This window comes from Halovenus carboxidivorans, assembly GCF_009831575.1.
GTDB classification, from domain to species: domain Archaea; phylum Halobacteriota; class Halobacteria; order Halobacteriales; family Haloarculaceae; genus Halovenus; species Halovenus carboxidivorans.
On sequence record NZ_WUUT01000001.1, the window covers coordinates 714,495 to 740,486 of the forward strand.

The 25,992-nt window shown below is 64.5% G+C and carries 28 protein-coding genes; 17 read left to right on the top strand and 11 right to left on the bottom strand.

Annotation, left to right across the window (positions count from 1 at the left end; all coding sequences use genetic code 11):
• Positions 1-15: 15 nt before the first annotated feature.
• Positions 16-1,491: an HTTM domain-containing protein gene (locus tag GRX03_RS03530; RefSeq protein ID WP_159762785.1), complete on the top strand. Its 1,476-nt coding sequence runs from the start codon at positions 16-18 to the stop codon at positions 1,489-1,491.
• Here GRX03_RS03530 and GRX03_RS03535 read toward each other — a convergent pair.
• From GRX03_RS03535 to GRX03_RS03560, 6 genes are all read right to left on the bottom strand, one after another.
• Complete coding sequence (locus tag GRX03_RS03535; RefSeq protein WP_159762786.1) at positions 1,488-2,795, bottom strand: RNB domain-containing ribonuclease; 1,308 nt, start codon at positions 2,793-2,795, stop codon at positions 1,488-1,490. The two genes, GRX03_RS03530 and GRX03_RS03535, sit on opposite strands and share 4 nt — an antisense overlap.
• Positions 2,796-2,850: 55 nt before the next feature.
• The gene (locus GRX03_RS03540; protein WP_159762787.1) at positions 2,851-3,183 is read right to left on the bottom strand and encodes a hypothetical protein; all 333 of its coding nucleotides are present in this window, start codon (positions 3,181-3,183) and stop codon (positions 2,851-2,853) included.
• A 90-nt stretch (positions 3,184-3,273) separates the two neighbouring features.
• A complete protein-coding gene (locus GRX03_RS03545) occupies positions 3,274-4,509 on the bottom strand; it encodes a Coenzyme F420 hydrogenase/dehydrogenase, beta subunit C-terminal domain (protein ID WP_159762788.1) in 1,236 nt (411 codons plus the stop codon).
• Positions 4,509-6,896, bottom strand: coding sequence for a rhodanese-like domain-containing protein (locus tag GRX03_RS03550; RefSeq protein ID WP_159762789.1), 2,388 nt, complete (start codon positions 6,894-6,896; stop codon positions 4,509-4,511). The genes GRX03_RS03545 and GRX03_RS03550 overlap by 1 nt, the downstream gene beginning before the upstream one ends.
• A gap of 347 nt (positions 6,897-7,243) precedes the next feature.
• A complete protein-coding gene (locus tag GRX03_RS03555) occupies positions 7,244-8,779 on the bottom strand; it encodes a (R)-citramalate synthase (RefSeq protein WP_368277936.1) in 1,536 nt (511 codons plus the stop codon).
• 161 nt (positions 8,780-8,940) lie between these two features.
• Positions 8,941-9,351 (bottom strand): DUF192 domain-containing protein, encoded by a 411-nt coding sequence (locus GRX03_RS03560; protein ID WP_159762790.1) that lies wholly within the window; start codon positions 9,349-9,351, stop codon positions 8,941-8,943.
• Positions 9,352-9,457: 106 nt separating this feature from the next.
• Here GRX03_RS03560 and GRX03_RS03565 point away from each other — a divergent pair, with 106 nt between their 5' ends.
• Entirely contained in the window at positions 9,458-10,780 is a 1,323-nt protein-coding gene (locus tag GRX03_RS03565; protein WP_159762791.1) for a sodium:calcium antiporter, read from the top strand.
• Between the two features lie 45 nt (positions 10,781-10,825).
• On the opposite strand, the gene GRX03_RS03570 is transcribed toward GRX03_RS03565, so the two are convergent.
• Positions 10,826-11,623: an enoyl-CoA hydratase/isomerase family protein gene (locus GRX03_RS03570; RefSeq protein WP_159762792.1), complete on the bottom strand. Its 798-nt coding sequence runs from the start codon at positions 11,621-11,623 to the stop codon at positions 10,826-10,828.
• A gap of 207 nt (positions 11,624-11,830) precedes the next feature.
• On the opposite strand from GRX03_RS03570, the gene GRX03_RS03575 reads away from it, so the two are divergent.
• The 3 genes from GRX03_RS03575 (at position 11,831) to GRX03_RS03585 (ending at position 14,102) form a co-directional block, all read left to right on the top strand.
• On the top strand, positions 11,831-12,352 hold the full coding sequence (locus tag GRX03_RS03575; protein WP_159762793.1) for a hypothetical protein: 522 nt from the start codon (positions 11,831-11,833) through the stop codon (positions 12,350-12,352).
• Positions 12,353-12,607: 255 nt separating this feature from the next.
• On the top strand, positions 12,608-13,471 hold the full coding sequence (locus GRX03_RS03580) for a GAF domain-containing protein (RefSeq protein WP_159762794.1): 864 nt from the start codon (positions 12,608-12,610) through the stop codon (positions 13,469-13,471).
• A gap of 76 nt (positions 13,472-13,547) precedes the next feature.
• Positions 13,548-14,102 (top strand): DUF7097 family protein, encoded by a 555-nt coding sequence (locus GRX03_RS03585; protein ID WP_159762795.1) that lies wholly within the window; start codon positions 13,548-13,550, stop codon positions 14,100-14,102.
• 1 nt (position 14,103) lies between these two features.
• Here the strand turns inward: GRX03_RS03585 and GRX03_RS03590 are convergent, their stop codons facing one another.
• Positions 14,104-14,880 carry a plastocyanin/azurin family copper-binding protein gene (locus tag GRX03_RS03590; RefSeq protein ID WP_201289166.1) on the bottom strand — a complete coding sequence of 259 codons (777 nt, stop codon included), beginning with the start codon at positions 14,878-14,880 and terminating at the stop codon, positions 14,104-14,106.
• Between the two features lie 258 nt (positions 14,881-15,138).
• Between GRX03_RS03590 and GRX03_RS03595 the strand changes: the two genes are divergently transcribed.
• Positions 15,139-15,552 carry an SRPBCC family protein gene (locus GRX03_RS03595; RefSeq protein ID WP_159762796.1) on the top strand — a complete coding sequence of 138 codons (414 nt, stop codon included), beginning with the start codon at positions 15,139-15,141 and terminating at the stop codon, positions 15,550-15,552.
• A 70-nt stretch (positions 15,553-15,622) separates the two neighbouring features.
• Complete coding sequence (locus GRX03_RS03600; RefSeq protein ID WP_159762797.1) at positions 15,623-15,832, top strand: zinc-ribbon domain-containing protein; 210 nt, start codon at positions 15,623-15,625, stop codon at positions 15,830-15,832.
• Positions 15,833-15,834: 2 nt separating this feature from the next.
• On the opposite strand, the gene GRX03_RS03605 is transcribed toward GRX03_RS03600, so the two are convergent.
• On the bottom strand, positions 15,835-16,017 hold the full coding sequence (locus tag GRX03_RS03605; protein WP_159762798.1) for a hypothetical protein: 183 nt from the start codon (positions 16,015-16,017) through the stop codon (positions 15,835-15,837).
• 101 nt (positions 16,018-16,118) lie between these two features.
• Here GRX03_RS03605 and GRX03_RS03610 point away from each other — a divergent pair, with 101 nt between their 5' ends.
• Complete coding sequence (locus tag GRX03_RS03610; RefSeq protein ID WP_159762799.1) at positions 16,119-16,436, top strand: hypothetical protein; 318 nt, start codon at positions 16,119-16,121, stop codon at positions 16,434-16,436.
• A 4-nt stretch (positions 16,437-16,440) separates the two neighbouring features.
• Here GRX03_RS03610 and GRX03_RS03615 read toward each other — a convergent pair whose 3' ends face one another.
• Positions 16,441-17,637: a GTP-binding protein gene (locus tag GRX03_RS03615; protein ID WP_159762800.1), complete on the bottom strand. Its 1,197-nt coding sequence runs from the start codon at positions 17,635-17,637 to the stop codon at positions 16,441-16,443.
• 87 nt (positions 17,638-17,724) lie between these two features.
• Here GRX03_RS03615 and GRX03_RS03620 point away from each other — a divergent pair, with 87 nt between their 5' ends.
• The 3 genes from GRX03_RS03620 (at position 17,725) to GRX03_RS03630 (ending at position 21,117) form a co-directional block, all read left to right on the top strand.
• Positions 17,725-18,021, top strand: a complete 297-nt coding sequence (locus GRX03_RS03620) for a hypothetical protein (RefSeq protein WP_159762801.1) — start codon at positions 17,725-17,727, stop codon at positions 18,019-18,021.
• Positions 18,021-18,971 carry an ArsA family ATPase gene (locus GRX03_RS03625; RefSeq protein ID WP_159762802.1) on the top strand — a complete coding sequence of 317 codons (951 nt, stop codon included), beginning with the start codon at positions 18,021-18,023 and terminating at the stop codon, positions 18,969-18,971. The genes GRX03_RS03620 and GRX03_RS03625 overlap by 1 nt, the downstream gene beginning before the upstream one ends.
• 265 nt (positions 18,972-19,236) lie before the next feature.
• Positions 19,237-21,117 (top strand): carbon starvation CstA family protein, encoded by a 1,881-nt coding sequence (locus GRX03_RS03630; protein ID WP_159762803.1) that lies wholly within the window; start codon positions 19,237-19,239, stop codon positions 21,115-21,117.
• A 26-nt stretch (positions 21,118-21,143) separates the two neighbouring features.
• Here the strand turns inward: GRX03_RS03630 and GRX03_RS03635 are convergent, their stop codons facing one another.
• Positions 21,144-21,749, bottom strand: coding sequence for a hypothetical protein (locus GRX03_RS03635; protein WP_159762804.1), 606 nt, complete (start codon positions 21,747-21,749; stop codon positions 21,144-21,146).
• A 160-nt stretch (positions 21,750-21,909) separates the two neighbouring features.
• Between GRX03_RS03635 and GRX03_RS03640 the strand changes: the two genes are divergently transcribed.
• The 6 genes from GRX03_RS03640 to GRX03_RS03665 all read left to right on the top strand — a co-directional run bounded on the left by GRX03_RS03640 (position 21,910) and on the right by GRX03_RS03665 (position 25,989).
• Positions 21,910-22,101: a hypothetical protein gene (locus GRX03_RS03640; protein WP_368277941.1), complete on the top strand. Its 192-nt coding sequence runs from the start codon at positions 21,910-21,912 to the stop codon at positions 22,099-22,101.
• A 49-nt stretch (positions 22,102-22,150) separates the two neighbouring features.
• Positions 22,151-22,663, top strand: coding sequence for an inosine/xanthosine triphosphatase (yjjX, locus tag GRX03_RS03645; protein WP_159762806.1), 513 nt, complete (start codon positions 22,151-22,153; stop codon positions 22,661-22,663).
• A 76-nt stretch (positions 22,664-22,739) separates the two neighbouring features.
• Positions 22,740-24,380 (top strand): gamma-glutamyltransferase, encoded by a 1,641-nt coding sequence (ggt, locus tag GRX03_RS03650; protein WP_159762807.1) that lies wholly within the window; start codon positions 22,740-22,742, stop codon positions 24,378-24,380.
• Positions 24,381-24,457: 77 nt separating this feature from the next.
• Entirely contained in the window at positions 24,458-24,616 is a 159-nt protein-coding gene (locus tag GRX03_RS03655) for a hypothetical protein (RefSeq protein ID WP_159762808.1), read from the top strand.
• 81 nt (positions 24,617-24,697) lie between these two features.
• The gene (locus GRX03_RS03660; RefSeq protein ID WP_159762809.1) at positions 24,698-25,246 is read left to right on the top strand and encodes a GMP synthase subunit A; all 549 of its coding nucleotides are present in this window, start codon (positions 24,698-24,700) and stop codon (positions 25,244-25,246) included.
• Positions 25,247-25,290: 44 nt separating this feature from the next.
• Positions 25,291-25,989, top strand: a complete 699-nt coding sequence (locus GRX03_RS03665) for a hypothetical protein (RefSeq protein WP_159762810.1) — start codon at positions 25,291-25,293, stop codon at positions 25,987-25,989.
• Positions 25,990-25,992: the final 3 nt, after the last annotated feature.

Below are 25,992 nucleotides of genomic sequence, written 5' to 3' on the forward strand. Positions count from 1 at the left end.
TGTTACCCACCGCCGATGTCGACGGCTCGCTCCGGCGCGGTCCCCGACTGGCTCGGCGCCCGTCTCGGCGTCGATAGCCGGGCACTCGCGGCCTTTCGGGTCGCCCTGGGGCTGGTTCTGCTGGTCGACGTGTTCACCAGACTCCGTTCGTTCCGTGCGCTGTACACCGATGCGGGGGCGGTCCCGCGCTCTGTCGTCCTCACCGAGTACGGCGGGGCCTACGAACTCCTGCTCGCCGCTCCCGACCCCTGGCTCCCCCTGGCGGCTCTGTTCGTCACCACGTGCTGTGCGCTCGCGCTGATCGCCGGCCGTCGCGCGCGACTCGCCGCCGTCGGCGCGTTGCTCGGGCTGGTCGTCATCCAGATGCGCAACCCCTACGTCCTCAACGGCGGCGACGTGATCCTCCGGACGTTCGTCCTCTGGGCGGTGTTCCTGCCACTCGGGGAGCACTCCCTCCGGGGGCCGGGCGAGCGCGTCGTCTCTATCGCGACCGCCGGGATCATCACACAGGTCGTCATCGTCTACGCGGTCAACGCCACGCACAAACTCGACAGCGAAGCCTGGCGCTCCGGCGAGGCCGTCGCCGACGTGTTCGGGACCGCCCAGTTCACCTATCTGCTAGCGGACTGGCTGGCCGACCCGCTCATCGGATCGGGAGTGCTGACGGCCGCCACCTACGCGTGGTTCGTCCTCCTTCTCGGTTCCCCGCTGCTCGTCCTCTCGACGGGGCGGGCGCGGACGGTGCTGGTCTCGCTGTTCGTCGCCTTCCACGTTGGCATGTTGCTCACGCTGTCGGTCGGTCACTTCCCGCTGATTTCGATCACCGGGCTGCTCGTGTTGTACCCCGCCGGCGCGTACGCGTGGGCGGCCCGAACTGCGGGGAAGATCCGGCGGCGCCTCGGTATCGATCCGCCGTCTCTCCCCGACGCGCTGTCGGCTGGAGCCGTTCCGGTCGATCTACCCGGCGGCCGCCTTCGCGCGGCCCTCCCCGCCCCGGTTCGCCGCCGCGGCCGACAGCTGTTTTTCGTCGGAGTGCCCGCACTGATTATCTTCGTCAGCCTCCTCTCGGCCGTGAGCGCGGCCGGGCTGGTCGACACTCCGGAGACGGCCGACAGCGCCATCGAAACGTCCGATCTCGGACAGGACTGGCGGATGTTCGCCCCCGATCCGCCGGAGCGGTCCTGGTGGCTCGCCACGCCGGCCACACGGCCTGACGGACGCTCTGTCGACGCCTTCCACGACGAACCGCTCGCTCGCGACTCCCCGAAGCAGGCCGAACGGATGCCCGGATTCCGCTGGCGGAAGCTCTACCAGAAACTCATCTTCCAGAATGTCACCGCTCACCGCACCGAGTACGCACGGTATCTCTGTGAAACTCGGAACGTAGAGCAGGTCACACTCTACTACGGCTACCACTCCAGCGAGCCGGGCCGTATCGAGGCCGGCGGTGAGATCCTTCTCAGCCACACCTGCTCCCGCACGGACGGTTAGTCCTCGACGACTTCGAGTCCGCGGTTGTTGACGGCGCTGGGGTCCAGTCCGACCTCTTCGAGGAAGTCCTTGTACTCCCGTTCGCACTGTTCGGCGTCCTGCTGGCGCTCGGAGGCGTGATCGCAGAGTTGGACCAGATCCTCGGGCACGTCGTTGGTGTGGACGATCCAGTGGTTGACGAGATCGGAGAGCCGCCGGATCGGGGAGGTGAAGTGGCCGTAGATCTCGAAGTTCAGCGCGTGGTGGCCGCCGAAGGGGTCGTTCATGTACTTCGCGCGGGGCATCACCTTCATCACCGCCCACTGGATCTTGTCCAGTTGGCGCTGTGGGGCCTCCTCCAGGGTCGCGTTGACGGCCTTCCGCGGGTCGTCCCAGGCCTCGCCCGGCACGCTCACGCCGTCGAGTTCCTGGATCTCCCGGAGGGCGTCGTTCCACTCGTCGGGGCTCGGTTGCGGGTGGACGCGGTACATCGCCTCGACGCCGCGGTCCCACATCAGTTCGTGGGTGACCGCCTTGTTCGCCTTCAGCATGCACTCCTCGATGATAGTGTGTGCACGGTCGCGGCGGGGGTTGAGCACGAGCGAGCCGTCCTCCTTGCGGAGTTCGTGCATCCGGTCGGCGAGTTCCCAGACCAGTTCGGTCTTCTCGGCCAGGTCGATGTCCGCGTCTTCGAGGAACTCGTCGGCCGCGTCGGGGTCGTCGAGAATGTCCTCACACTGCGTGTAGGTCAGGCGGGCGTCGCTGCGGATGACCGACTTGTAGATCTCGATGGTCTCGTAGCCCAGCGTCTCCTTGTCGAGGTGCATCTCGACGGTGTGCGCGAGGCGGTCCTCGTGGGGGACCAGCGAACAGACGGTCTCGGCCAGCACCGGCGGGAGCATGTGGACGGTGTGGGCGGGCAGATAGACGGTGTTCGCGCGGCGCCGGGCCTCGTCCCACATCTCGGTGTCCGGGGTCACGTAGTGGGTCACGTCGGCGATGTGGACCCACAGGACGTACTCGTCGTCGCGCTCCTCGACGGAGATCGCGTCGTCGAAGTCCTGCGCGTCGATGGGGTCGGTCGTCCACGTCGTCAACTCGCGCAGATCCTCCCGGTCACCGATCTCTTCCCGAATCTCCGCCTGCACGTCTTCCGTCCGGGCCTCGGCTTCTTCGATCACCTCGGGCGGAAACTCGTAGGGCATCTCGAACTTCTCGAACAACTCCTCGCGCTTGTTCTCCAGGTGGCGGGCCATCTCCTCGTCGATTTCGACGGGGCCTTGGCCCTCGGCGGTCCCGGCTTCGGCCTGCTCTGAGTCACTCATACCCCCGGCTACGGCCGACCGGTAATTAGAGGTGTCGCCGCCGCGACGACCGCCCTCAGTTCTCGTCGGAGCGGCCGAACAGGAGGCTGCCAAGCCGAAAGCGGTCCTCTGCGGTCTCCGCTCGATCGGCTTCGGAGTCGGCGGCTCTGCGTGCGAGGATCCGCTCGTAGTTCTCGACGATCTGCTGGCGGTTGCGCTCTTTCTGTTCGAGTCGGCGTTCGAGGGCGGCGATCTCCAGTTTGAGCATTCGGTTTTCGGCTTCGAGGGCGTTGACGGTCGCCGACAGACGGTCGCGGTCGGCCCGGAGGCGCTCGAGTTCGCCGTCGGGGACCAGATGGACCGGCTCGGTCTCTGACTCGTCCCGGCTCCGGTCGGAAGGGTCGGACATACGCGTCTGCTCGAATACGTGATCCCGACTGAAAAGTAACCGTCAGTCGACTGTCAGACGTGCCGCGGGCCGGCGGTTCAGCGACTCCAGTCAGCACCACCGTTCGTACTGGTACGCGCGGGCCGGGTTGTGCGACTGCGGCGCCCGGTCGGTGTCGTCGTAGCGCTCGCGGTGTTGCTCGTAGCCGATGCTCAGGTCCCCCTCGGGGTCGAACTCGCGGGGGAGCGTCTCCTCGGCCTTGCGCCTGTTCCAGCCCGCGAGTTTCCGGAGCGCGGTGTCGTCGCCCAGATCCTCGATTTCGAGTTCGGACGCGGCGGCATCGAGCGCGTCGGCCCCTCGCTCGCCGCGGACGACGAAGGTCGTCGCGTCGTCCGGGCTGGCGACGTTGCCAGCGGCAATATCGGCCGCTCGGCCGGTGAAATCCGCACACTCCTCACAGCCGGGCAGTCCGGCCGCGTCGAACGCCTCGACGTCCGTTTCGAGCAGCGTCTCCGACTCGCCGTAGGCGAACAGTTTTCCGTCGGCCACGTCGAGGTGATCGACCGCCTCGGGTTCGACCCCGTGTTCGACCAGAAGCGAGGTCAGCCGGTCGTACTCGAAACTGCGGGTGCAGAACAGCGCGACCGTCAGCGCGATCTCGCTGCCCTCGCCCGGTCGCCCGAACGACTCCAACGCTTTCGCGCCCTGGATCACACACGGCGTGCCGACCAGCGCCAGATCCGGATCGTCGAGGTCGGATTCACCGACCACGCGGTCGATCTCGCCGAGTTGCATCGTCTGGTTGAAGATCGACCCGCCGCTTTCGAGCAACTCCTCGCGGCTGGTCGCGAGCATCGCCTCGCCGCGCAGCGGTTCGTCCTCGCGCTCGCGAGCGACGACGGCACCGTCGATCTCGCCGGCCTCGAGCAGGCCCGCGAGCAGCGCCGTCACCGCGCCGCCGTCCTGTCCGGCCTCCCGTGCGGAGTCGTCGTCGGCCCGGACGGCGTAGGCGCTGGTCGATCCCTCGCGGTTCGCTTCGGTCTCCTCGATGACCCGCTCGTACCGGAGGCCGCTGCGGGGGCAGAAATCCCAACAGCGCGAACAGCCGGTACACATCTTCACGAGCGTCGGTTTACCGTCAATCTCGTCGATCCCGATGGAGTCGGAGGGACAGGCCGCCGCACAACTCCCACACTGGATACAGCGGTCGGCCTCGATGACGGCCTCGTCGAGGTCACGGAACCGGATCTTTCCCGGCGGGGTGTTCGTGTCTTTGTGCTCTCGGGGATCGTCTCCCACCCCGGGCGAGCGGGGCAGGTGGTCAGTTCGGTTCTCTCCTTTCGACATCAGTCATCGGCCTCCGTTGGTGTCGCAGTCGATTCGGCCCGGTCGGTCACGAGATCGAACAGCCGTTCCCGGGGTGTCTGTTCGACCCAGACGCTGAACGGTTCGTCCTCGGTGTCCGCCGCGTAGGCGTCGAGTACCCGCCGGACCGCGTCCGGCAGGTCGGCGGTCGGGTGGCTACCGACGATCCAGTCGATGAACCGTTCCCGGCCCAGATCACCGCCGAGTCCGACATCGACCGCCGGTTCGCTGCCCTCGATGGTGCGGCGATCCTCGCCGCGCAGGCCGATGTCGGCGATCTGCGGCTGCGCACAGGAGGCCGAACAGCCGGAGAGATGCATCCGGATCGCGTCCGGGTCGGCGGGACCGTCGTACTCCTGTTCGTACCACTCGTCGAGTTCGCGGGCCCACCGCACCGCCCGGTTTTTCGTGTTGATGATGCCGTAGGTGCAGTACTCCTTGCCGGTGCAGGCCAGCACGCCGCGCGTGAACGGACCGGGGTCGGGGCTGTACCGCTTGACGACGGGATCCTCGCGCAACTGCTCGACCTCGTCGGGAGCGACGCCCGGCAGCACGGCGTTCTGGTTGAGCGTGACCCGCACCTCGCCGTTGCCGTACTGCTCCGCGAGGTCAGCGAGACGCGCGAACTCCGCGCCGCCCATCCGGCCGACCGGGACGTTCAGCCCCACGTAGCGGTTGCCGTCGGCCTGCTCGTGGACGCCGACGTGGTCGCCGCGGTAGCGCTCGGTGAGTCCCTCGCCGGCCGACTCGAACTCGAAGGACGCCCGGGCCTCGATCTCCTCGCGGACGGTCTCGACGCCCATCTCCGCGACCAGGAACCGCAGGCGGTTGACCGCCGTGTCGAGGTAGCTCCCGTGATCGATGAAGAAGTCCGCGGCGGCCTCGACCAGATCGACGACCTGGTCGGGTTCGACGAACAGATCGAGGTCCCGAGCGATCCGCGGTCCGTCCGAGAGCCCGCCACCGATCTTGGCGTTGAACCCGACCCGACCGTCCTTCCGGGCGGGGAGCAGACCGAGGTCGTTGATCTCCGCCCGGGCACAGTTCTCGTGACAGCCGGTGACGGAGACTTTGAACTTCCGCGGGAGGTTCGCGTAGTGCTCGTCCCCGAGGAACCGTTCGGTCACCCTGTCGGCGACCGACTGCGCGTCGAGTTCCTCCTCGGGATCAAGTCCCGAGACGGGACAGGCGACGACGTTGCGGACGGAGTTGCCACAGGCCTGCATCGTCGTCAGTCCGACCTCGTCGTACCTGTCCCAGATCTCCGGCACGTCCTCCAGTTCGATCCAGTGCATCTGGATGTCCTGGCGGTCGGTGATGTCGAGATACGCGTCGCCGAACTCGGCGTTCTGCTCTGCTCCGCCGTACTCCTCGGGGGCGGTCGCGAACTCGTCGGCGACTTCCCCGATCACGCGGGCCTGCTCGGCGGTCAGGTTCCCGCCGGGCACCTTCGTCCGGAGCATGAAGTAGCCGCGCTGTTTCTGGTGGTAGAGCCCGATGAGTTTCAGGCGGTCGAGCACGCCGTCGCCGTGGGCGTCGACCAGCGCCTCGAACCCCTCGTCGGCGTACTCCCGGACCTGCTGTTCGAGCCCCTCGGGACTCCAGTCGTCGGACTCCTCGCGGATCCAGTCGGTGAGACTTCCCTCGTAGGCATAGACCGATTCGTACCCCAACTCGGAGAGGACGGCGTAGGTGTGGCTCAGCCGACGGGCCGTGTTACAGTACAGCACGATTTCGCGGTCCGCGTCCAGGCCGCGGTCGGCGAGCATCCGTCGGATCTCCTCGCGGTCTTTGAGCGAGCCGTCGGCGACCAGATCCTCCCAGCCGAGCTGGACCGCGCCGGGAATGTGGGCGGAGTCGTACTCCGCGGCCGAGCGGGTGTCCACGAGCACCGTCTCGTCCTCGTCCACCGCGGTCTCGACGCGCTCGCGGCCGACGACGGGCGATCCGGGCTCGTCGGCGTCGTAGCTCGCGGCTTCGTCTCCCTCGACCGGTCCGGTCTCGGTCTCGTAGCTGTCGCTCCAGTCGTCGTAGCCGCCGTCGAGCAGGTACAACTCGCCCTCGTGGCCGAGGGCCGCGGCGGTCAGCAACAGACGGGCGGCGTAGACGCCCGGCCCGTCGTCGTAGGCGACTATCGGCGTCTCCTCGTCGATACCCGCCTCGGCGCACAGTCCGGCGAATTCCGCCGGAGTCGGGAGGTGACCCGCCGTCCCGCTCGTCGGGTCCCTGATCGCCTCGTACGGGACGTTCACCGCGCCCGGAACGTGTCCGACGGACTCGTAGCTGTTCTCGTCGCGAACGTCGACGACCGCTACCTCGTCGCGGTGGTCGTCGAGCCACGCCGGACCGACGACCGACACGTCACTCATCCGTGCTCACCGGCCGGCCCGCTGTTGGCTCGACCTGTCTCTCGGTATCCGTACATTAACAGAGGCTATGCGATCACACTACTTTCGCCCTCGCTATCGGGTAAATTCGGCCCCGGATCCGAAACAAAGGCAGGTACTGACCGCCGTTATTGACAGAATTTGTACCCGTTATATGACCGCCGTTCTTCACCGTCGCTCGGAAAACCGCACGCCGTCTCGGTATCAGATCCCCGATGTATTCCTGATCGTCGCTCCTCGAAAAAGGATAATTTTGCCGGATAACTGCGGCCGGTGAGGGCCGTCGGATCGCCTCGATAACAACGGTTACTCGAAAACCCGGTCCCGGATCAGTCGTCGGCGATGACTCGGTCGCTGCGTTCGATGAGCCGATCCATCGCCTCGACCATCGCGGTCACCGAAGCGCCGGTGATGTCCGAGTCGCTTTTCGAGACTGCAACCGTGTCGTCGCCGCGAGACATCTCCACCTCGACGGTGACGATGGCGTCGGTGCCGCCGGTGATCGCATCGACGTGATACGACTCCAGGGCGGCGTCGATCTCGTGAGAGAGCGCCTCGACGGCCGCGTTCATCGCGGCGTCGACCGGTCCGGATCCGGTCGCGGCGTTCTCTCGCGTCTCGCCGTCGACGTCGAGTCGGATGCTCGCGGTCGGCGGGCTGACCCCGCTGACGGCCGTGAGATCGAGTAGTTCGACGCGCTGTTCGCGGTCGCTGCCGCTGACCTCCTCGGCGATTCGCAGCAGGTCGGCGTCGGTGACGCGCTTGCCCCGGTCGCCGATCTTCTTGACCCGGGAGACGATCTCACCGAGTTGGTCGTCGGTGACCTCCATGTCGTGCTCGTCCAGCGCCGCCTCCACGCCAGCCCGGCCGGCGTGTTTGCCGAGTGCGAGCCGCCGTTTCCGACCCACCTTCTCGGGCGGGTACGGCTCGTACATGGCGTCGTCTTTGAGCGTGCCGTCGGTGTGAATGCCCGACTCGTGGGTGAAGGCGTTCTGTCCGACGACAGCCTTGTTCGGCGCCAGCGGAATGCCCGTCTTGTTTGCCACCAACTGGGCGAGTTCGTACACCGCTTCGAGGTTCATCGTCTCGACGCCGTAGCCGTGGTCGAGCGCGATGGCGACCTCTTCGAGGGCGACGTTGCCCGCCCGTTCACCGATGCCGTTGACGGTGCCGTGGACGAGGTCCGCACCCGCCGCAATCGAGACCAGGGCGTTCGTCACCGCGAGTCCCAGGTCGTCGTGGGTGTGGGTGCTCGTCGGCCCCAGGTCGGACAGCGTCGAGACGACTTCGAGCGTCCGGTCCGGGGTCGCGTGGCCGACGGTGTCGGCGTAGCAGACCCGGTCCGCACCGGCCGCAAGCGCCGCGGCCATCAGCTCTTCGAGGTACTCGAGGTCGGCCCGGGAGCCGTCCTCGCCGATGACCTCGACCCAGAGGCCGTGGTCTTTCGCGTACTCGACGAGGTCGGCAGTCGTCGCCACGTTCTCCTCGGGCGTGGTCCCGACTTTCTCCGTGACGTGTTTGTCACTCGCCGGTACGACGAGGTTGATCCCGTCGACGTCACAGTCCATCGCCAGATCGATATCGTTCTGGATGCCGCGACAGAAACTCGTCACCGTCGCGTCCAGATCCAGATCGGTGACGCGCTGGATCGTCTCGCGTTCGCCCGCCCCTGTGCAGGCGCTACCAGCCTCTATTACATCGATTGCCGCATCGTCGAGCTTGCGAGCGATACGTGCTTTCTCGTCCGGGGTGAGCGAGATACCAGGGGCTTGTTCGCCATCCCGGAGCGTCGTATCGAGGAACTGTACGTCGGAAGCGTCGGAGAGTGAGTTAGTTTCGGGGTGGCCCCCGAATAAATCGATCACGGGTCATGTTACCCTACTCGTGTCTCCTGACGTCCTCACCTATAACGCTTACTTTTGCGACCGCTACCTGTATATAGCGGATATTTACGACGTGTCGTATATATTGGTTGAACTGACCGCTGTAGTCCCAAATTTTCTGCTTGTTTGTCCGCGAATGTCCGTCACTCGTTTACGTCCGTTTCGTCGACGACCCGGACGGTATCACCGACTTCGACGCCCTCGGCCGCCCCCGCCGGGAGTTCGATGATCCGGTCCGCCTTGGCCATTCCGACGCTGCGCCACGGACGCATCCGCGCGACCTTCTGCACGTCGTCGTCGGCCAGCCAGATCACGTCGAGCGGGTGTCTGACAAAGAGCATGTGGACGAACTGCCGGGGCGGCCCGCCTGTCAGCGAGAACCCGCCCCCGACCTCCATAACGAGCGCCTCGGGGAGTTCCGAGCGGAACATCAGCCCTCGCATCTGTGAGAGCGTCGAGTCGGCAATCTCGACGTTTCGCGCCAGTATCCGCGGCTCTGACTCGCCCTCACCCAGCGTATCCTCCTGCTCGTGGACGACGTACTCCTCGGCCATACTGGCTTCTCACACCCTCGGAAAAAAAGTCTATCTCCGCGTTCGATTGTGCGGAGTCTGCTGGACAAGCAAAAGACGTAGGTGCCAGCCTCGTATTATCTGGACCATGATAGGGCGGCTCCGGCACCCGTTGGTCGCTGTCGCATTGACGCTGGCACTGACAGTCCCGTGGATCGGGACAGTTCTCTCCTACGGTGGGTACGGAGCGATCCATCCAGGTGAGAACATCGCACCCGGCTTGGCGGTTCTCATCGGTGGGGTCGCAATCCTCGGTGCGGCGTTTCTGCTCGCCTGGGCCGCTGAAACGGCCGAAAAAGACGTCCCGACGGCATTCGCAATTGCGGTGCTCGCGGTGCTTGCGGTCGCACCGGAGTACGCGGTGGACGCGTTGTACGCCTGGCGGGCGGGCGCCGGCTCCGCGGAGGCCGGTAACCTCGCCGTCGCGAACATGACCGGCGCGAACCGGATTCTGATCGGTCTGGGGTGGTCCGGCATCGCGATATTCACCATCTATCGCGCCCGGAAGAGCGCGGACATCGCTGTCGAGAGGCGGTCGGGCTTTCTCACCGACGTTGTCAAACTCGACCCCAAAATCGCGACCGAAATCGCCTTTCTGCTGATCGCCACGATCTACGCGTTTTTCATCCCGCTTCGCGGCGGTATCGGACCGGTCGATTCGGTGGTTCTCGTCGGTCTGTTCCTCCTGTACATCGCCATCATCATCCGCGGTGACGTTACCGAGCCCGATGTCCACGTGGGCATTCCGGCGTACTTCCAGCAACTCTCGAAGCCGAGACGGATCGCCTCCACGCTGTTCGGATTCGTCTTCTCGGGTGCGATCATCTTCACCGCAGTGCACCCGTTCGCCGAAGGGCTCGAAGAACTCGGGCTCCAGTTCGGCATCCCCGAGTTCTTCATGATCCAGTGGATCGCGCCGCTGGCCTCCGAAAGCCCCGAACTCATCGTCGTCGCCTACCTCGTGAACAAGGCGCGTACGACTGCTGGATTCAACGCCTTGATCTCCTCGAAACTCAACCAGTGGACACTGCTGATCGGCACGCTGGCAGTCGTCTACTCCATCTCTGCCGGTGAAATCGGAACGCTGTCGTTCGATCCGAAACAGTCCGCCGAGATCTGGATCACCGCCGCCCAGAGCTTCTTCGCCATCGCCATCCTGCTGAATTTCGAGATCAGCCTCCGCGAGGCACTCACACTGCTGATCCTGTTCAGTTCGCAGGTGCTCGCGGAGTTTTACATCATTCAGACCTACAGCGAGCCCGCGCTCACCTCGAACAGTAAGCTAGTGCTGTACGCGTACACCGGTGTCTACGCGGCTATCGCACTCTTGCTGTTCGTCAAACGCAGACGGAGTCTCAAGACGATTATCACGCGTACGGTCGGCACCGCTCGGTCAGCATTCCAGACGTGAACCGGTTCGGTCTCGCTTTCGGGAGTTGGCTACCCCGACAGCCGGTCAGTTCCCCTCGAACTCCGGCTCTCGGTTCTCGTTGAACGCCTGGACGGCCTCCTGGTGGTCCTCCGTCTGTGAGCAGATCCGCTGTGCGCGCATCGCGTCCTGCATCGCCTGGTCGAGGTCCACGTCGAAGCTCTCGTTGACCAGCCGTTTGCTCTCTCCGAGCGCGATGGGTGGCTGTTCGGCCAGCGTCGAGGCGAACTGAACGGCCTCCTCCCGCAGTCGGTCGTCGGCCACTACGTCCCGAGCGAGGTCCCACTCGACCAACTCCTCGCCTTCGAGTTTCCGGCCGGTGAAGATCAACTCCTTGGCCCGCTGCTCGCCGACGAGTCGCGGCAGGAGGTACGCGCCGCCGTCTCCCGGAACGAAGCCGACGTCGATGAACGTCTCGCCCATCACAGCGGATTCCGACGCGATCCGGAAGTCACAGGCGAGCGCGGTGTCACAACCCGCGCCGAGCGCGTAGCCGTTGACCGCGGCGACGACGGGCGTCTTGATCGTTCTGAGCGTTCGGACGACGGTCTGGAACAGGCCCAGGCCGCGCTCGTAGTCCGCGAAGTCCATCTCCGGCGACAGCGGCAACTCCTCCAGGTCGCCGCCGCTACAGAAGGCCTCGCCGTCGCCCGTCAACACGAGCGCGCGGATCTCGTCGCGCCCGTCGAGTCGTTCGAGCGCGTCGACGAGGTCGGTGAGCAACGCCTCGTTGTACGCGTTCATCGCCTCCGGGCGGGACAGTTCCACGACAGCGACGTGTTCTTCCGGTTCTGTCACCTCGATAGTCGTCGAATCAGCGGTCATAACAGTGCGTGGTTACCGCTGTGCAGTCTAAACAGTACCCTTTGTGAACCCGCGGATCCGGTCTCGGTATTTATTCGGCGTATGGATTCTGTTCCTGTAAGACGGAGAGTACCGGGACTGTCCGTGAACGAGGTATCTAGCTGGAAACTCCCTATTCTATACTACCAACAGATTATTATTTCTTAGATACTCATTGAGAAAATAAGGATGGGGGATCCGTCACGTCTAGCACTGCTATGTGGGTCCGCTCTTATACTGGTTCTAATCGCAGTCGTCTCACTGAGTTTCGTTGCGAACGACGGAGACCTTCTAAACGAGTCCGCAGAAATCGAAGTTGACAATCAGGACGACACTGGGTACACTATTTCAGTCTATTACAGCCACGGCGGGAGTGTGGCAGATGTTAGCTACACAGGTATCGTCGATAATCGGACACAGCAGTACGAGTCGACGCCCGACGTTCCCGTGGGGGGAAACGTTACTCACATCGAACCAACGAATGCAGACTTACTCGAAACGGTTCGTGTCGGAGCGAAACAGAGTACAGTTACAAAATTTGGTGACTGGGAGAAAAGCGGGACGTTCGTATATGTGATCGAGTCCTCGAACAGTAGCGTCGTCCACGTCGATGCTACGCACTGCGGCAGTGGAACTCCAGAATATTACTTCGAGGCCGACGCGAGCGGATACTCCCTGTCGTCCTGGACCTGCAACGACGGTCTATTCTAAATGGGCATAATGAAACTTAGAGGAGGGTGATTCCACAGATCCACGCGACTCTGCACGTGTGCTTCAGACAGCCCTCATTTCGTAGCGCCAACAACCCTCCACGCTATTTCTCACGGTGTGGCTACCGACCAGTACAGGGGAGTGACAGATCATTCAGTAGCTATTGCTGTAGTTTCCTGTCCCCAACTTTATGGAAACTTTAACTTAGTTTCTGTATGGCATATACTAACATGCCGGAGCTAGGGTGGGGGATGAATGCCACATAGGATCTGTACCTCAGAACAGGGCAATGAGTTGTCCTACTTTCAGCGGCTATTCGGTACCTTACTGAGCCCCGATACCGATCTGGCGAGCAAACTCGAACGGCTGTTTGCAGAGGAGACGATCGAGTTCGACCTGAGCCATGCGTTTCTGTCTCGGATCGACCTCGACACCGAGACGCAGTATTTCGAGGTCGTTCACGAACCCCAGCGGAGCGTCGAGGCCGGAAACACGGTTCCGCTCTCGAATACCTACTGTCGGGAAACTATCGAAGATCCAGACGGGATGATGGTCATCGACGACGCGTTCGCTGAAGGCTGGAAAGACTATCCTGCGTACGAAACGCTCGGGTTCAGGAGCTACATCGGAACGACCGTTACCAGTGAAAACAAACTGTACGGGACGCTCTGTTTCGGGAATGCGACTCCGCGCGAGACACCGATCGCCGAGGACGAGAAGATCCTCGTCGATATATTCAGCCAGTGGGTGACTTACGAACTGAACCAGTGGCAGGGGCCGCAGATCCACGATCCCGTCCACGGTGATTTTGCCGAGTATGACGTTCCGTCCTCAGAGATAGACTCACTACTGGAGACCGTCAAGAGCCGAGAACGGCGACTCATTCTCCGCTCTCTCGTAGACGATCCTACCGAACGTAGACTGGAACAGATCGTTGAGCCGATCGACGCCGACCCTTCGGAGATCGATCTCTTTCACACCCACTTGCCAAAATTAGAGCAAGCCGGCTACATCAGGTGGGACCGGGACTCGAACACGATTTCTCGGGGCACGAACTTCTTCGAGATCGAACCGCTCGTTGGACTGCTGGACGATTTTACCGCGGAATTTCGCGGGTAGAGTGTGCCCGTTGATCGTGAACCCCTCGTCGGTCAGTCCGCGCAAACACTAAGCGCGACGCTCGCCAAGCGACGGTATGGAACAGACCGAGTCGGGAACCTCGGTCGGCGTCGACGATCCGTACCGATTCGTCGAGCGCTGTGACCATCTTACCGACGAAGGCAAGTGCCGATTCGCGGTCGAACACGGGGATCGCGACCCGCAGTTTTCGAGCGAGCTCCGGGCCGAGGAGTTCCAGTGTCCGGTCGCCGGCGAGACCGACGAGGAGGGGTTGACCGGCCCGTGGGACTGGCAGGACTGTCCGCACTTCCGGGCGCGGAACACCAGCGACGAGTGCATCCGCTGTGGACTGACCGAACAGCGGATGGCCCACGACGACGACCGACCGCTGTTGGAGGAACATCACCTCTCGTATGCCGATACTTCCGTCGAGGGTAGCGGCGACCCCTCACACGAGATCACGGTCTCGCTGTGTCGGTGGTGTCACGCGAAAGTCCACGACTCGTGGGCGCGTATCGACGACGACGCCAGCCCGGATCCGGAGGCGATCGCACAGCAGGAGACGCGGAGAGCCCGTCAGCAGGAGGAACTCTCCTTCGAGACGGCCGCCGACCGATACGACGACACGTAGCTCACTCCTCGCCGATCGGCGCGAGCCGCAGCGCCTTGCTCTCGGGGGCGAGGTCGTCCCACGAGACGCTGCCCGCCTCGACGATGTTCTCCGGCGCTAACGCCGGATCGCTGAGGACGAGCCCCGCGGTGAACTCCGGCGGCCGGGCCTCCGACGGGCCCGGGGCCTCGCCGACCGCCGACGCCGCCGGTCCGGTCGGGGACCCGACGACGATCGAACCGACCATACCGAACAGTTCGTGGGGGGCGCACATGATGTTGTGGACGCCTTCCGTCTCGAAGGTGTACAGCCAGTACTCCCCGGCTCCGAGAACCGGCGAGGAGTACGCCGGCGCCGACTCGGGGACGCGCTGGGTGTAGCCAAAGGCCGGGTGGTACGCGTTGACGTTGTGGTGAGGCGTCGTCATCTGGAACCGGACCGTATCGCCGGGTTCGATCGCGAGGCCGGTCGGTTCGAAGTAAAACTGTGGGATCGGCGCCTCCTCGCGCTCCCGAATCAGCAACTGTACGGTGTGATCCGGCTCGACCGGTGGTTCCTCGCCCGTCCCGACGTAGCCGAACCGCGGTTCGATCGCCTGCCCGTTCGTCTGCTCCTGTTGGGTTGTCCCGTTCATATCTGGTTCAGTGTCCGCGCTTGTCGTGTTCTCGTCCGGTTCGTTCGACTCGCTGGAGCAGCCTGCGACGGCCGGCATCGCCGCGGCTCCGAGAGCGGTCAGCACCTGCCGCCGCCCCAGCGTGGTCGTCCTGTGCTCCGCCCGTTCTCGCCCATCTGCACCCATCGTGTGCAAATGCGTTCCCGAGAATCACATTTAATTAGCCCAACTGGAACATCTTGCGGGATTGGAAATGATTTTTATACTTCTGTACTAATTTATTTGTCCGATTTTACTCGGTTCAGCCGGACTCGCATCGGGGCCGGTCGACCGAACTACTAGCTCCTGTACAGGGTAGTCGGGGGTACGAACCCGGTCGCGGGAGCAGCGACAGCGCAGGCTTTCGGGAGGACTGTTTTTACTGGCTCCCTCGTATACCGCCGTATGCGAACGGTCGAACTCACGAGACAGATCGACGCCTCGCCGCCGGTCGTCGACCGGGCGCTCGATCCCGCGTCAATCGTCGAGTACGAGGGAAGCTTCGAGGTGTTCGAGGTCGAACGACGGGAAGACGACTGGCTGGTCGTCGCCGGCGGGTCGGGACTCCGGTTGACCCTGCGGTTCGAGGAGCGCGAAAACGGTTTCTTTTACGAACAGGAGGCGGCGGAGGGCCAGCCACTCGACGCGATGGAGACCACGATCACGTACCGCCAAGAGGGAAACGGCACCCGAGTGACGGCCGTCTCCGAAGTCAGCATGGGCGTTCGACCGACGGCCATCACCGACCGCCTCGCCGCCTGGAAACGGAACGGCGAACTCGAACGCGCGCTCGACGCGCTGGCCGCGGAAGTCGAGTGACGACGGATGGCCGTGTGTCACTCGTACACAGCCGAGGACGATTTATGTGAGTCGGCCGGCATCGCCTCATATGAGCATCATACAGACCGTACGGGAGATGTTCGAGGCGTCGTCGTCGGCGACGACAACGGACGGCTCGGAGGGGGCGTACTGGTGTCACGACTGCAACGAGCGGATCCGCGATGTCGATGTCGACGGCCCGGACGCGCCCTCGTGTCCGGCCTGCGGCGAGGAGATGGAGTTCGAGCGCTCGACTGGAACGGCCGGCTGTGCCTGCTGAGTTCACTCGGAGAGGACGAGTATCTGCGTCGCGGCCATAATCACGACGGTCAGCACGGCAAGCCTGACGTACGTGAACTCCAGGGTTCTGAGCAGATCCAGGCCCCGGAGGACGATGTACGAGAACAGCGTCGACAACGCGAGATTCATGACGAAGAGTACACGCGGGTCGCCGTCACTGGCCATGTGGTGGGCCACGACGCCGCCCGTCTAAAATCTCCCGCCCGCCGCTTCCGCGTCTCGACGCCGACTGAATATTTTTGAGGCTACCGCCGCAAACCGTGGTAATGGATATCACGAACCGCGAGGGGACTCCTATCGACCCGGTGCCGTTTCTCGTCGTCGCGCTGTTGGCGGCGATGCTTCTCGTCGCGTGGGGGCCGCTGTACCTGCGGGCTCACGGTTTCGGGCTCACGGTTTCGGTCGCCGTCTCCGTCGCGCTGACTCTCCTCGTCTGGGTCGTGCTCTACTACCGGTTCGTCTGGACCGCGAACCCGCTGATCAGACAGGAGGTGCCGGCGGCGACGCGGTATCTCCGCCTGCTCTACGGTATCGTCGCCGGCGTGATCGTCCTGCTCGGGTTGACTGCGCTGCTTTACATCTGATCTGTCACCGCGTCTCGACGGACAGCGCCTCCTCGTCGGCGCTCGGGAAAACGCCCGTCTCGACACCCTCCCCCCACTCCTCGTCGGTGACGAGACAGTCGTCGAGGCGGCCGATCAGCGAGTCGTCGATCTCCTGGCCGATGAACACGAGTTCGGTGCGACGGTCGCCGTGTTCGTCGTCCCACTCCACGTCCGGCCGATTGCTCCGGTACATCTCCCGCTCGATTTCGGGAAGGCTCGCTAGCCACGGCCCGAGGACCTCGACTGTCGCGTGCGCGCCGGCCTGGCTCATCAGCAGCGCGGACTCGTCCCGACCGGCGATCCAGAGCAGTCCCTTCGAGCGGACGACCGACGAGGGGAGATCACCGAGCAACGCTCGAATCCGCTCCGGGTGGAACGGTCGACGCCGCCGGTAGACGAACGAACTGACGTTGTACACCTCGTCGGGATGAGCGTGGTCGTGGTCCCCGTGTGCTGGCGCGTCGTCTCCATCCAGTCCGTGCTGCCAGCCCGCTCCGGAGCCAGTCTCGGCCGGATCGAACCGGCCGGTCCCGAGGACCGCTCCGGGATCGATCTGACTGTGTGTCGTCCGGTGAATCTCCGCCCGCGGCACGAGCGCCCGGACTAACTCCTCCGCGCGGTCGAGTTCGGCCGCGTCGAGCAGGTCGGCCTTGTTGAGCAGAATCACGTCGGCGAACTCGATCTGTTCGACCAGCAGATCCGAGAGCGGCCGGTCCGTCGACCCCGGCGCAGTCTCGCGCTCGATGCCCTCTGCGTCTCCGAAGGCGTCGAGGAACCGAGCCGTATCGACGACGGTGACCATCGTGTCGAGTTCGTAGGCGGCCGCGGCGCGCGAACCGGTGGTGAACAGCCGCGCGACCGGTTCCGGTTCGCTGATCCCCGAGGCCTCGACGACCAGGTACTCGAACTCACGCTCGCTGGCGAGCCGTGCGACCTCCGTCTCCAGGTCGTCCTGGAGTTCACAGCAGATACAGCCGTTCGAGAGTTCCGCCACACCCCCGTCGGCGGCGACCTCGGTGCCTGCGGAGAGCAGTTCCGCGTCGACGTTGATCTCCCCCATGTCGTTGACCAGCACCGCGATGGAGCGGTCGCCGCTGTTCGACAGCAGGTGGTTGACCAGTGTCGTCTTCCCCGCTCCGAGCGGTCCGCTGAGCACCGTTACCGGAATCTCCTCACCCATGTGTCCGGGTTGGCCGTCGCGGTTCTTAGTTCGTTCCCCGGCCTGCCGTCAGTATCTTTTTGTGGCAAAAACCCGGTACCGTGGCACATGGAGCTATCGGACAGGATCTCTGCGACTATCGAACGACTCAAGCTCTGGGCGCGGGGGCTCTATCACGGGATGATTACCCACCCGGCCTACGAGAAAATCGAGAAGGAGGCGGAGGATCTGGAGGACGCGTTCATGCTCGCCTGCTTCCCCGACGCGTTCGGCATCCCGAGTCCAGTCTCCTATTACACCGCGGAGTTGCTCCCGTATCTCGCAGACGAGTTCGAGAGCTGGCAGCGACGGATGTGGGACCGCGGATCGCTGGTCGAACGGAAGGGACAGCAGTACCACTTCTGATGACGACTTTCAGTTTCTTCGGGGGGAAGGGTGGGGTCGGCAAGACGACGGTCTCCTCGGCGTTCGGGCTGAACTGTGCCCGGGCGGGGCTGGAGACGCTTGTCGTCTCGACCGATCCGGCCCACAGCACCTCCGACGTGTTCGACCAGCAGTTCGGGGACGAACCGACCCCCGTGTCGGGATACGACAACCTCCACGCCATGGAGATCGATCCGGAGGAGGTCGTCGACGAACACCTGTCGGATCTCCGGCGACAGTTGGGCCAACAGCTCAGCCCCGCGATGGTCAACGAGGTGTCGATGCAACTCGAGATGGCCCACCAGACGCCGGGCGCGTACGAGGCGGCGCTGTTCGACCGCTTCGTCGAGGTGATGCGCACCGCCGAGGAATACGACCGCGTCGTCTTCGACACCTCGCCAACCGGCGGGACGCTTCGACTGCTCGCGCTGCCGGAGTATCTCCAGCAGTGGATCGAACGCCTGTTGCACAAGCGCGAGAAGAGCATCGAGTACTACGAACGCGCGGCAATCGGCGAGCAACAGGCCCGAAAGATGATGGAGGGGGACCCGATCATCGCCCGGTTACAGGAGCGCAAGGAAACTTTCGAGTTCGCCGGCGAGACCCTGCGCGACGACGCCCGCTTCACCTTCGTCCTCAACCCCGACGACCTCTCGATCCGGGAGACGCGGCGGGCGCTTGCCGACATCCAGGAGGCCGATCTGTCCGTCGCCGGTCTCGTCGTCAACAGGCTCACTCCGGAACCCGATCCGGACGAGCAGGGCCGCGGCGCTACCTACCTCCGTGACCGGGTCGAGACCGAACAGGAGCGACTCGCCGAGATCCGTGAAACGCTCGATCCGCCGGTCGTCGCCGAAATCGAAACCCGGGTGCGGGAGGTCAAAGGCTCGCTGCTCGAGGACGTGGCCGAGGAGATCGAACTCGACCCCTGATACCGATCCGAGGCGGCCTCCCCCGCGTTTCCGCTCGCATCTATCGAAGTTTTTATGTCTGATTCGTGTACACATACCAGTACAGTAGAGTACGTCGGGCAGTCACGGTACGAGAGACGTCGCGTCGGTCACGATGGTGTCCTGGGGGGGCATCAGATATTCATGGGACAAACTGACGGTGAGCATCCATGATACGGAACGGCCAACTCACGGACGGAGGCATCGCCAGACAGACCAGTGATCGTCGGACACCGGAGGGGGTACGATGGTAAGTGTCCTCTGGGTCGTCGCGTTCATCGCCGCCACGTTTACCGTCGGCTACTTCGCCTACGGGAAGTACCTGGCGCGCTTCGTCGAACTCGACGAGGAGGCGGAGACGCCGGCACACAAGTACAACGACGGACAGGAGTACGTCCCCTCGAAGAAGCCGGTGTTGCTGGGCCATCACTACTCCAGCATCGCAGGGGGCGCTCCGATTGTCGGTCCCATCACGGCGGCGTTCGTGTGGGGCTGGGTCCCGGCGGTGCTGTGGGTCGCGATCGGCAACCCGCTGATGGGTGCCGTCCACGACTTCACGTCGCTGTCCAGTAGCGTCCGCCACGACGGCAAATCGATCGGGTACATCGTCGGCGAGTACGTCGGCGAGCGGGGGAAGAACATGCTGCTGTGGTTCGCCTTCCTCCTGATCATCCTCGTCGTGGCGGTGTTCGCGCTGGTGATCGGGCTGGTGTTCGACGCATATCCCGAGACCGCGACCGCCGGCATCGTGTACATCGGGCTGGCGGTGCTGTTCGGGATCTGGCTCTACCAGCTCGATCTCTCCTTCGTCGCCGGGACGATCATCTTCGTCGGGGGCGTGTTCGCCTCCGTCTGGGTCGGTCTGGAGTACCCAATCGCCATCTTCGGTGACCACCCGGACAACGTGATCGTCCTCGCGGGATCGGCACCCAGTTTCTTCCCGAAGATTCTCGGGAGCGCGAACATCGGCGCGTGGCTGATGATCGTCCTCGTGTACGGGGGCGCGGCGAGTGTCCTCCCGGTCTGGGTGCTGCTCCAGCCCCGGGATTATCTCTCGTCGTATCTCCTGTACACCGGCGTCGGCGGGGCGCTTCTGGCGATCATCGTCGGCTCGCTGGTTACCGGCATGGACGTGACCGCCGCACAGACGCCCGAGAACGTCGGCGCGCCCAGTTTCGACATCGCACAGGACGCCTGGTACGGCTTCTTCGGTGGGGGCAGTCCGTTCGCGGACGCCCTGCCGTTGATGCCGCTGTTCCCGCTTTTGTTCGTCACCATCGCCTGCGGGACGATCAGCGGCTTCCACTCGCTGGTCTCCTCGGGCACGACCGCCAAGCAACTCGACAAGGAGACCGACGCTCGACTCATCGGCTACGGCGGCATGCTCGGTGAGGGCCTGCTCGCCGCGGTCGCGATCTCGGCGGTCGCGGTCATCGCGATTCCGGCTGACACCGGCGGTATCGGGCTGGCGCTGCCGAACTTCGCGCTCGGCGGCGGTGCGATCCTCACCGCGCTCGGGATTCCCTTCGAGGTCGGTGAGGTGTTCATGGCGCTGGTGCTGTCGGCCTTCCTGCTGACCAGTATGGACACGGCCTGTCGGCTCGGCCGCTACATGGTCGAGGAGGTGGTCGGCACGCCCGAAACCAGCGCACAGGAACTGGCGGCGAACCGCTACGCCAACACCGGCGTGATCGTCGTTGCGGCGTTCGTACTCGTCGGCTCCGGTCGCTGGGAAGACCTCTGGACGCTGTTCGGGGGTGCCAACCAGCTGCTCGCCGCGATGGCGCTGTTGACGGTGACTATCTGGATCGCCAACTGGGACGAGAGCAAACAGCTCGTCTCGACCGGCGTCCCGATGCTGATCATGTCCGCGGTGACGATCACGGCACTGCTGTGGGTATCGATGTACCAGGTCCTCGGGGGACGGTTACTCGGAATCACCGCAGAAGCGGAGACCTCGGTGATCGCAATCGGCTCCGCGATCGCACAGATCATCATCGCGCTGTTGATGGTCTTCATCGCCATCTCGTTGCTGTGGTTCGGCTACGGCAACATGCGCGAGATCGGCCGCCTCGGCGACGAACCTGCGGTTGCCGACGGGGGCGAACCGCAGTCTGACGACGACTGATCCCGGTCGTCCGCCCGCACCGATTTTTATAGCTGAAACCGCCTGGCGATCAGCCGCAGGAGGCCGGGCTCGTCGCGCTCGATATCGTCCCACGTCGTGAACGCTTCTTTGACATCCGCGGCGTCGTTGGCGACCAGTTCCCGCTGCTCCGGGGCGACGACGACGAGGTTGACCTCGTAGTGGCCGTTGTAGCCGTACTTCAGAAGCGTCCGCTCGTCGAGCCCGCTCACCCGCGACCGGACCGCGTCCGGAATCTCCGAGGTGACCGTCACGAAGGTGAACTCGCTGCTGTAGTGCTCCTCGTCGGGATCGATACGCTCGTCGGCGAGGTCGTGGCCGAGTTCGACGAGTCTGTCGAGGTCGTCTTCGGTCACTCGCTCGCGGCGGCGCGCGAACAGGTACTCGTAGGACCAGTGATTCCCGATCTCGATCGACGGGTGCAGGAAGTGTTTCTTGTTCTCGATCACCATCTCCCCGTAGAGGGTGAACCGCTCGCCGTCGACCCGGTAATCCCGTTCGAGGTCGTAGTGGTAGGCGAGCCGTCCGCCGACCTGCTCGAAGTACTCGTCGTCCCAGGTCGGGATCGATTCCTCCCCGTCTTCCGGCGTCGTGCCTGATTCGACGTTACTCATAGATCCCCGCTGTTATCTCGTTGCACGGTAGCTGTCACATAAACTCTTCCGGCGATGGCGTCTCGGGTCGTCTCCCACCGGACAAGCTTTAATTGTGCGCCTCACGAACTGTACGGACACAATGGGGGGCAAAAAGTCCGAAGCGTGCGGCCGATGCAGTGTGTCCACGGCCGTCGACGTGACACAGTCCGACGACGAGGAAGGGGCGGAACATCCCTTCGCGGGTGACCGGATCGAAATCGAGGAGTCCAAGATGCGATCAGTCGTGCGACACGAAGTGTTCATGGGACGGATCAAAGACCGACTCGACCGGTTCGCGGCCCGCGTGATCTTCGGCAAATCCGGCGAGTGATCACCACGTACATCGCGGGATACAATACTCTTCGTCGACTCGCTCCGGTATGCGCGTCGCAGTCGGTAGTCTGAACCCAGTCAAGGAGGCAGCAACAGCACGGGCGCTCGGTGACCGACCGGCCGACGTTCTCCCGGTCGATGTCGATTCCGGTGTTTCCGAGCAGCCACGGGGTCGCAGCGAGACGATCACCGGCGCGGAGAACCGGGCGTCGGCGGCGCTCGCCGAGACCGATTGTACCTACGGCGTCGGCATCGAGGGCGGCGTTGCCGACGTCGACGGTGCGGAGGGGCTCTGGCTGATTATGTGGGCGGCGGTCACCGACGGCCGGGGGTGGGGTCGCGGCGGCGGCCCGACGCTCAGGCTCCCGGCAGACATCGCAGAGCGGGTGCGGGCGGGCGAGGAACTCGGCCCCGTCATGGACGATCATCTCGACGCCGAGGGTATCGCGACCGACCAGGGCGCGGCCGGCGTGCTCACGGACGGATCGATCGACCGAACGTCCGCGCTCGCACACGGCGTCAGTGCCGCCTTCGGTCCGTTTCTCGCGGACGTGTACTGACCGGGAACAGTCCGAGCGAGCGACCTGTAAGCGGAGTCGGACAAAACGGTTTGAACGACGACGCCGAACGGGGGGTATGGAACCCGATCTTGATCGGTACGGATCGCGCCGGTCGACAGTGTACGCACCGAACGGTGTCGTCGCAACGAGCCAACCGCTCGCCGCGGAGGCGGGCGTCGAGATTCTCCGCGAGGGCGGCAACGCTTTCGACGCTGCCGTCGCGACCGCGGCGGCGCTGAACGTCGTCGAACCGACGAGTACCGGCCTCGGCGGCGATGTCTTCGCCTGCTACCGGACCGCCGACGGCGAGGTCGGCGGGATGCGCGCCTGCGGCCACGCACCCGAGGGGGCGACCCGTGAGAAGGTACGGGAGGCGGTCGACGAGGGCGAGGAGACGATCTACGGGGCCGACCGGACGCGCGAGGGGGTCACGATGCCCGACCAGGGGCCACACACCGTGACCGTCCCCGGCACTGCCCGCGGGTGGGAGGCGACCGTCCAGAAACACGGTCGCTTCGGGCTGAGTGACGTGCTCCAGCCAGCCATCGAGTACGCTATCGAGGGCTATCCGGTGACGGAAGTGGTCTCCGCGCAGTGGCAGCACGGCGAGGAACTGTTCACCGACGAGCACGCCCGCGAGGCGTATCTCTTCGACGGCGAAGCGCCGGATCCCGGCCAGTACGTCAGTCTGCCGCGCCTGGGTGAGTCGATGCAGCGTATCGCCGAGGAGGGCGCGGATGTCGTCTACGAGGGCGAGATTGGCGAGGCTATCGCCGAGGAGATCCAGTCCAAGGGCGGCTTCATGACGACCGACGACCTCGCGGACTTCGAGGTCGAGTGGCTCGATCCCGTCTCGACGACCTACAACGGCGTCGAGGTGTTCGAGTTGGGCGCGAACAACCAGGGTCAGATCGCGCTGGAGGCGCTGAACATCGCCGAGGAGATCGGCGCTGGCGAGCATCCGTACGAGTCGCCCGAACGAGTCCACGCATTCGTCGAAGCGATGAAATTGGCCTTCACCGACGGCCACCACTACATCACCGACCCCGAGTTCGAGGACGTGCCGAAACTCCACTCGAAGGCGTACGCACGCCAGCGTGCGACGGAGTACTCCCCCGACGACGTGCTGACGGATGTCGAGGTCGGCCCACCGGATTCCAGTGGCGAGGACGCTGATACGGTGCTGTTGACCGTCGCTGACGACGAGGGCAACGTCGTCTCGTACATCAACTCCCGATTCGCCGGCTTCGGCAGCGGCGTCGTCGCTGGTGAGACGGGTATCGCGCTCCAGAACCGGGGGGCTTCCTTCTCCCTGTCGGGGGACGTGCCGAACAGCCTCGAACCCGGAAAGCGCCCGTTCCACACCCTGATTCCGGGACTCGCCCGCTTCGGTGAGGACGACTGGATGTCCTTCGGCGTGATGGGCGGGTACATGCAGCCACAGGGCCACGTCCAGACGCTCGCGAACATGATCGACTACGAGATGCCGCTGCAGGCCGCGCTCGACGCCCCGCGCTGGCGGTACCGGGCCGACGGATCGGTCGCTCTCGAAGAGCGGATGGCCGACGGCATCGCCTCGAAACTCGCTCGGAAGGGCCACGACGTGCGGATTCTGCCCCCGCTACAGTTCGGTGGGGCCGAGGCGACCCGCAAGGACGGCGACGTGCTCTCGGGCGCGACCGAGCCACGGAAAGACGGCCAGGTCGCGGGATTCTAAACATCTAGAGCCGGCCCGATTTCAGATTTTGGATATCAGCCCTGCCGCTCATATAGCTACGTATCCTACGCCTATTCATGTCATTCAGCCCCCAGTCGGAGTCGCGATCTATCTACGAGTGGCTGTGCTGTCCCGAGTGCGGTTCCCGCGACGTGGTTCGCGGTCCCCGATTCGACGACGGCTCTGTCGAACTCCGGTGTGACGAGTGTGAACTGACCGCCCGCGTCGGCCTCTGAAGACGTGACTCTCCTCTCTCATCACGTCCGCGCGACCACAGAGCGCGGGACATATATGAGCCACCCTGCTACAGTGGGTCAATGACGCGTATCGACGTGATCGACAATCACGGCCAGTTCACCCATCTCGAACAGCGTGCGCTCCGGGACATGGGCGTCGACGTCGAGATGATCGACAACGAGACCCCGCCCGAGGAGATCGACGCCGACGGAATCGTCCTCTCCGGTGGCCCCGACATCGACCGGATCGGCAACTGCCCGGAGTATCTGGGCCTCGACATTCCGGTCTTCGGGATCTGTCTCGGGATGCAGATCATGGCCGACGAACTCGGTGGGACCGTTGGCTCCGGCGAGTACGGCGGCTACGCCGACGTGACCGTCGACATTACCGACGACGACGACCCGCTCGTCGGGTCGCTCGCTCCCGACACCCGCGTGTGGGCCAGCCACGCCGACGAGGTGAAGACCGTCCCCGACGGGTTCGAGCGGACCGCGCGGAGTGACATCTGCGGCGTCGAGGCGATGAGCGACACCGACCGCGACCTCTACGGCGTCCAGTGGCACCCCGAAGTCGCCCACACCGAAGAGGGCGAAGCCGTCTTCGAGAACTTCCTCGAGATCTGCGAGTAACGCCTTCCCGTAGTTCTATTTTCCCCGAGTCGTTCGGTATCCCTATGTCCGTATTCGAGCGCGGAGACTCGGACGGCGCGCGCGTCACAGTCGAGTACGACGGCGGACTCAGTTGGATCGCCCACCCGGAGGAGACGGGCCAACGGAGCAGTCACGCGATCAGCACGGCCGACGGTGTCTGGCTGCTCGACCCGCTCGATGCGCCCAACGTCGAGGAGCGGATCGCGCCGCTCGGTGACGTGGCGGGCGTGGCGGTGCTGTCGTGCTGGCACGCCCGCGACGCCGGCCTGTTCGCTCGCCGTCACGACGTGCCCGTCTACCTCCCCGAGTGGATGGGCCGCGTCGAATCGCTGGTCGACGTACCGGTCCGGCGGTACACGTTTTCGCCGGCGTCGGAGTTCCGGGTGCTTCCGTGCCGTCCGTTCCCGAACTGGGAGGAGGTCTTCTGGTATCACACCCCCAGCGGGACGCTGGTCGTCCCCGAGTCGCTCGGAACTGTCGACGCGTTCCGTGTCGGTGACGAACGCCTCGGTCTGGAACTGCTCCGACGGCTCCAGCCACCCACCGAGCTTGCAGGTCTGGATCCTGAACGGATCCTCGTCGGCCACGGTCCCGGGATCACCACACATCCCGGCAGCGCACTCCGGGAGGCGCTCGACGGGGCGCGGTGGTCGTTTCCGGCCGCCCTCGTCGAGAACGGCACCGAGAGCGTCCGCTCGATTCTCGCCGCGATGCGCTCCTGATCG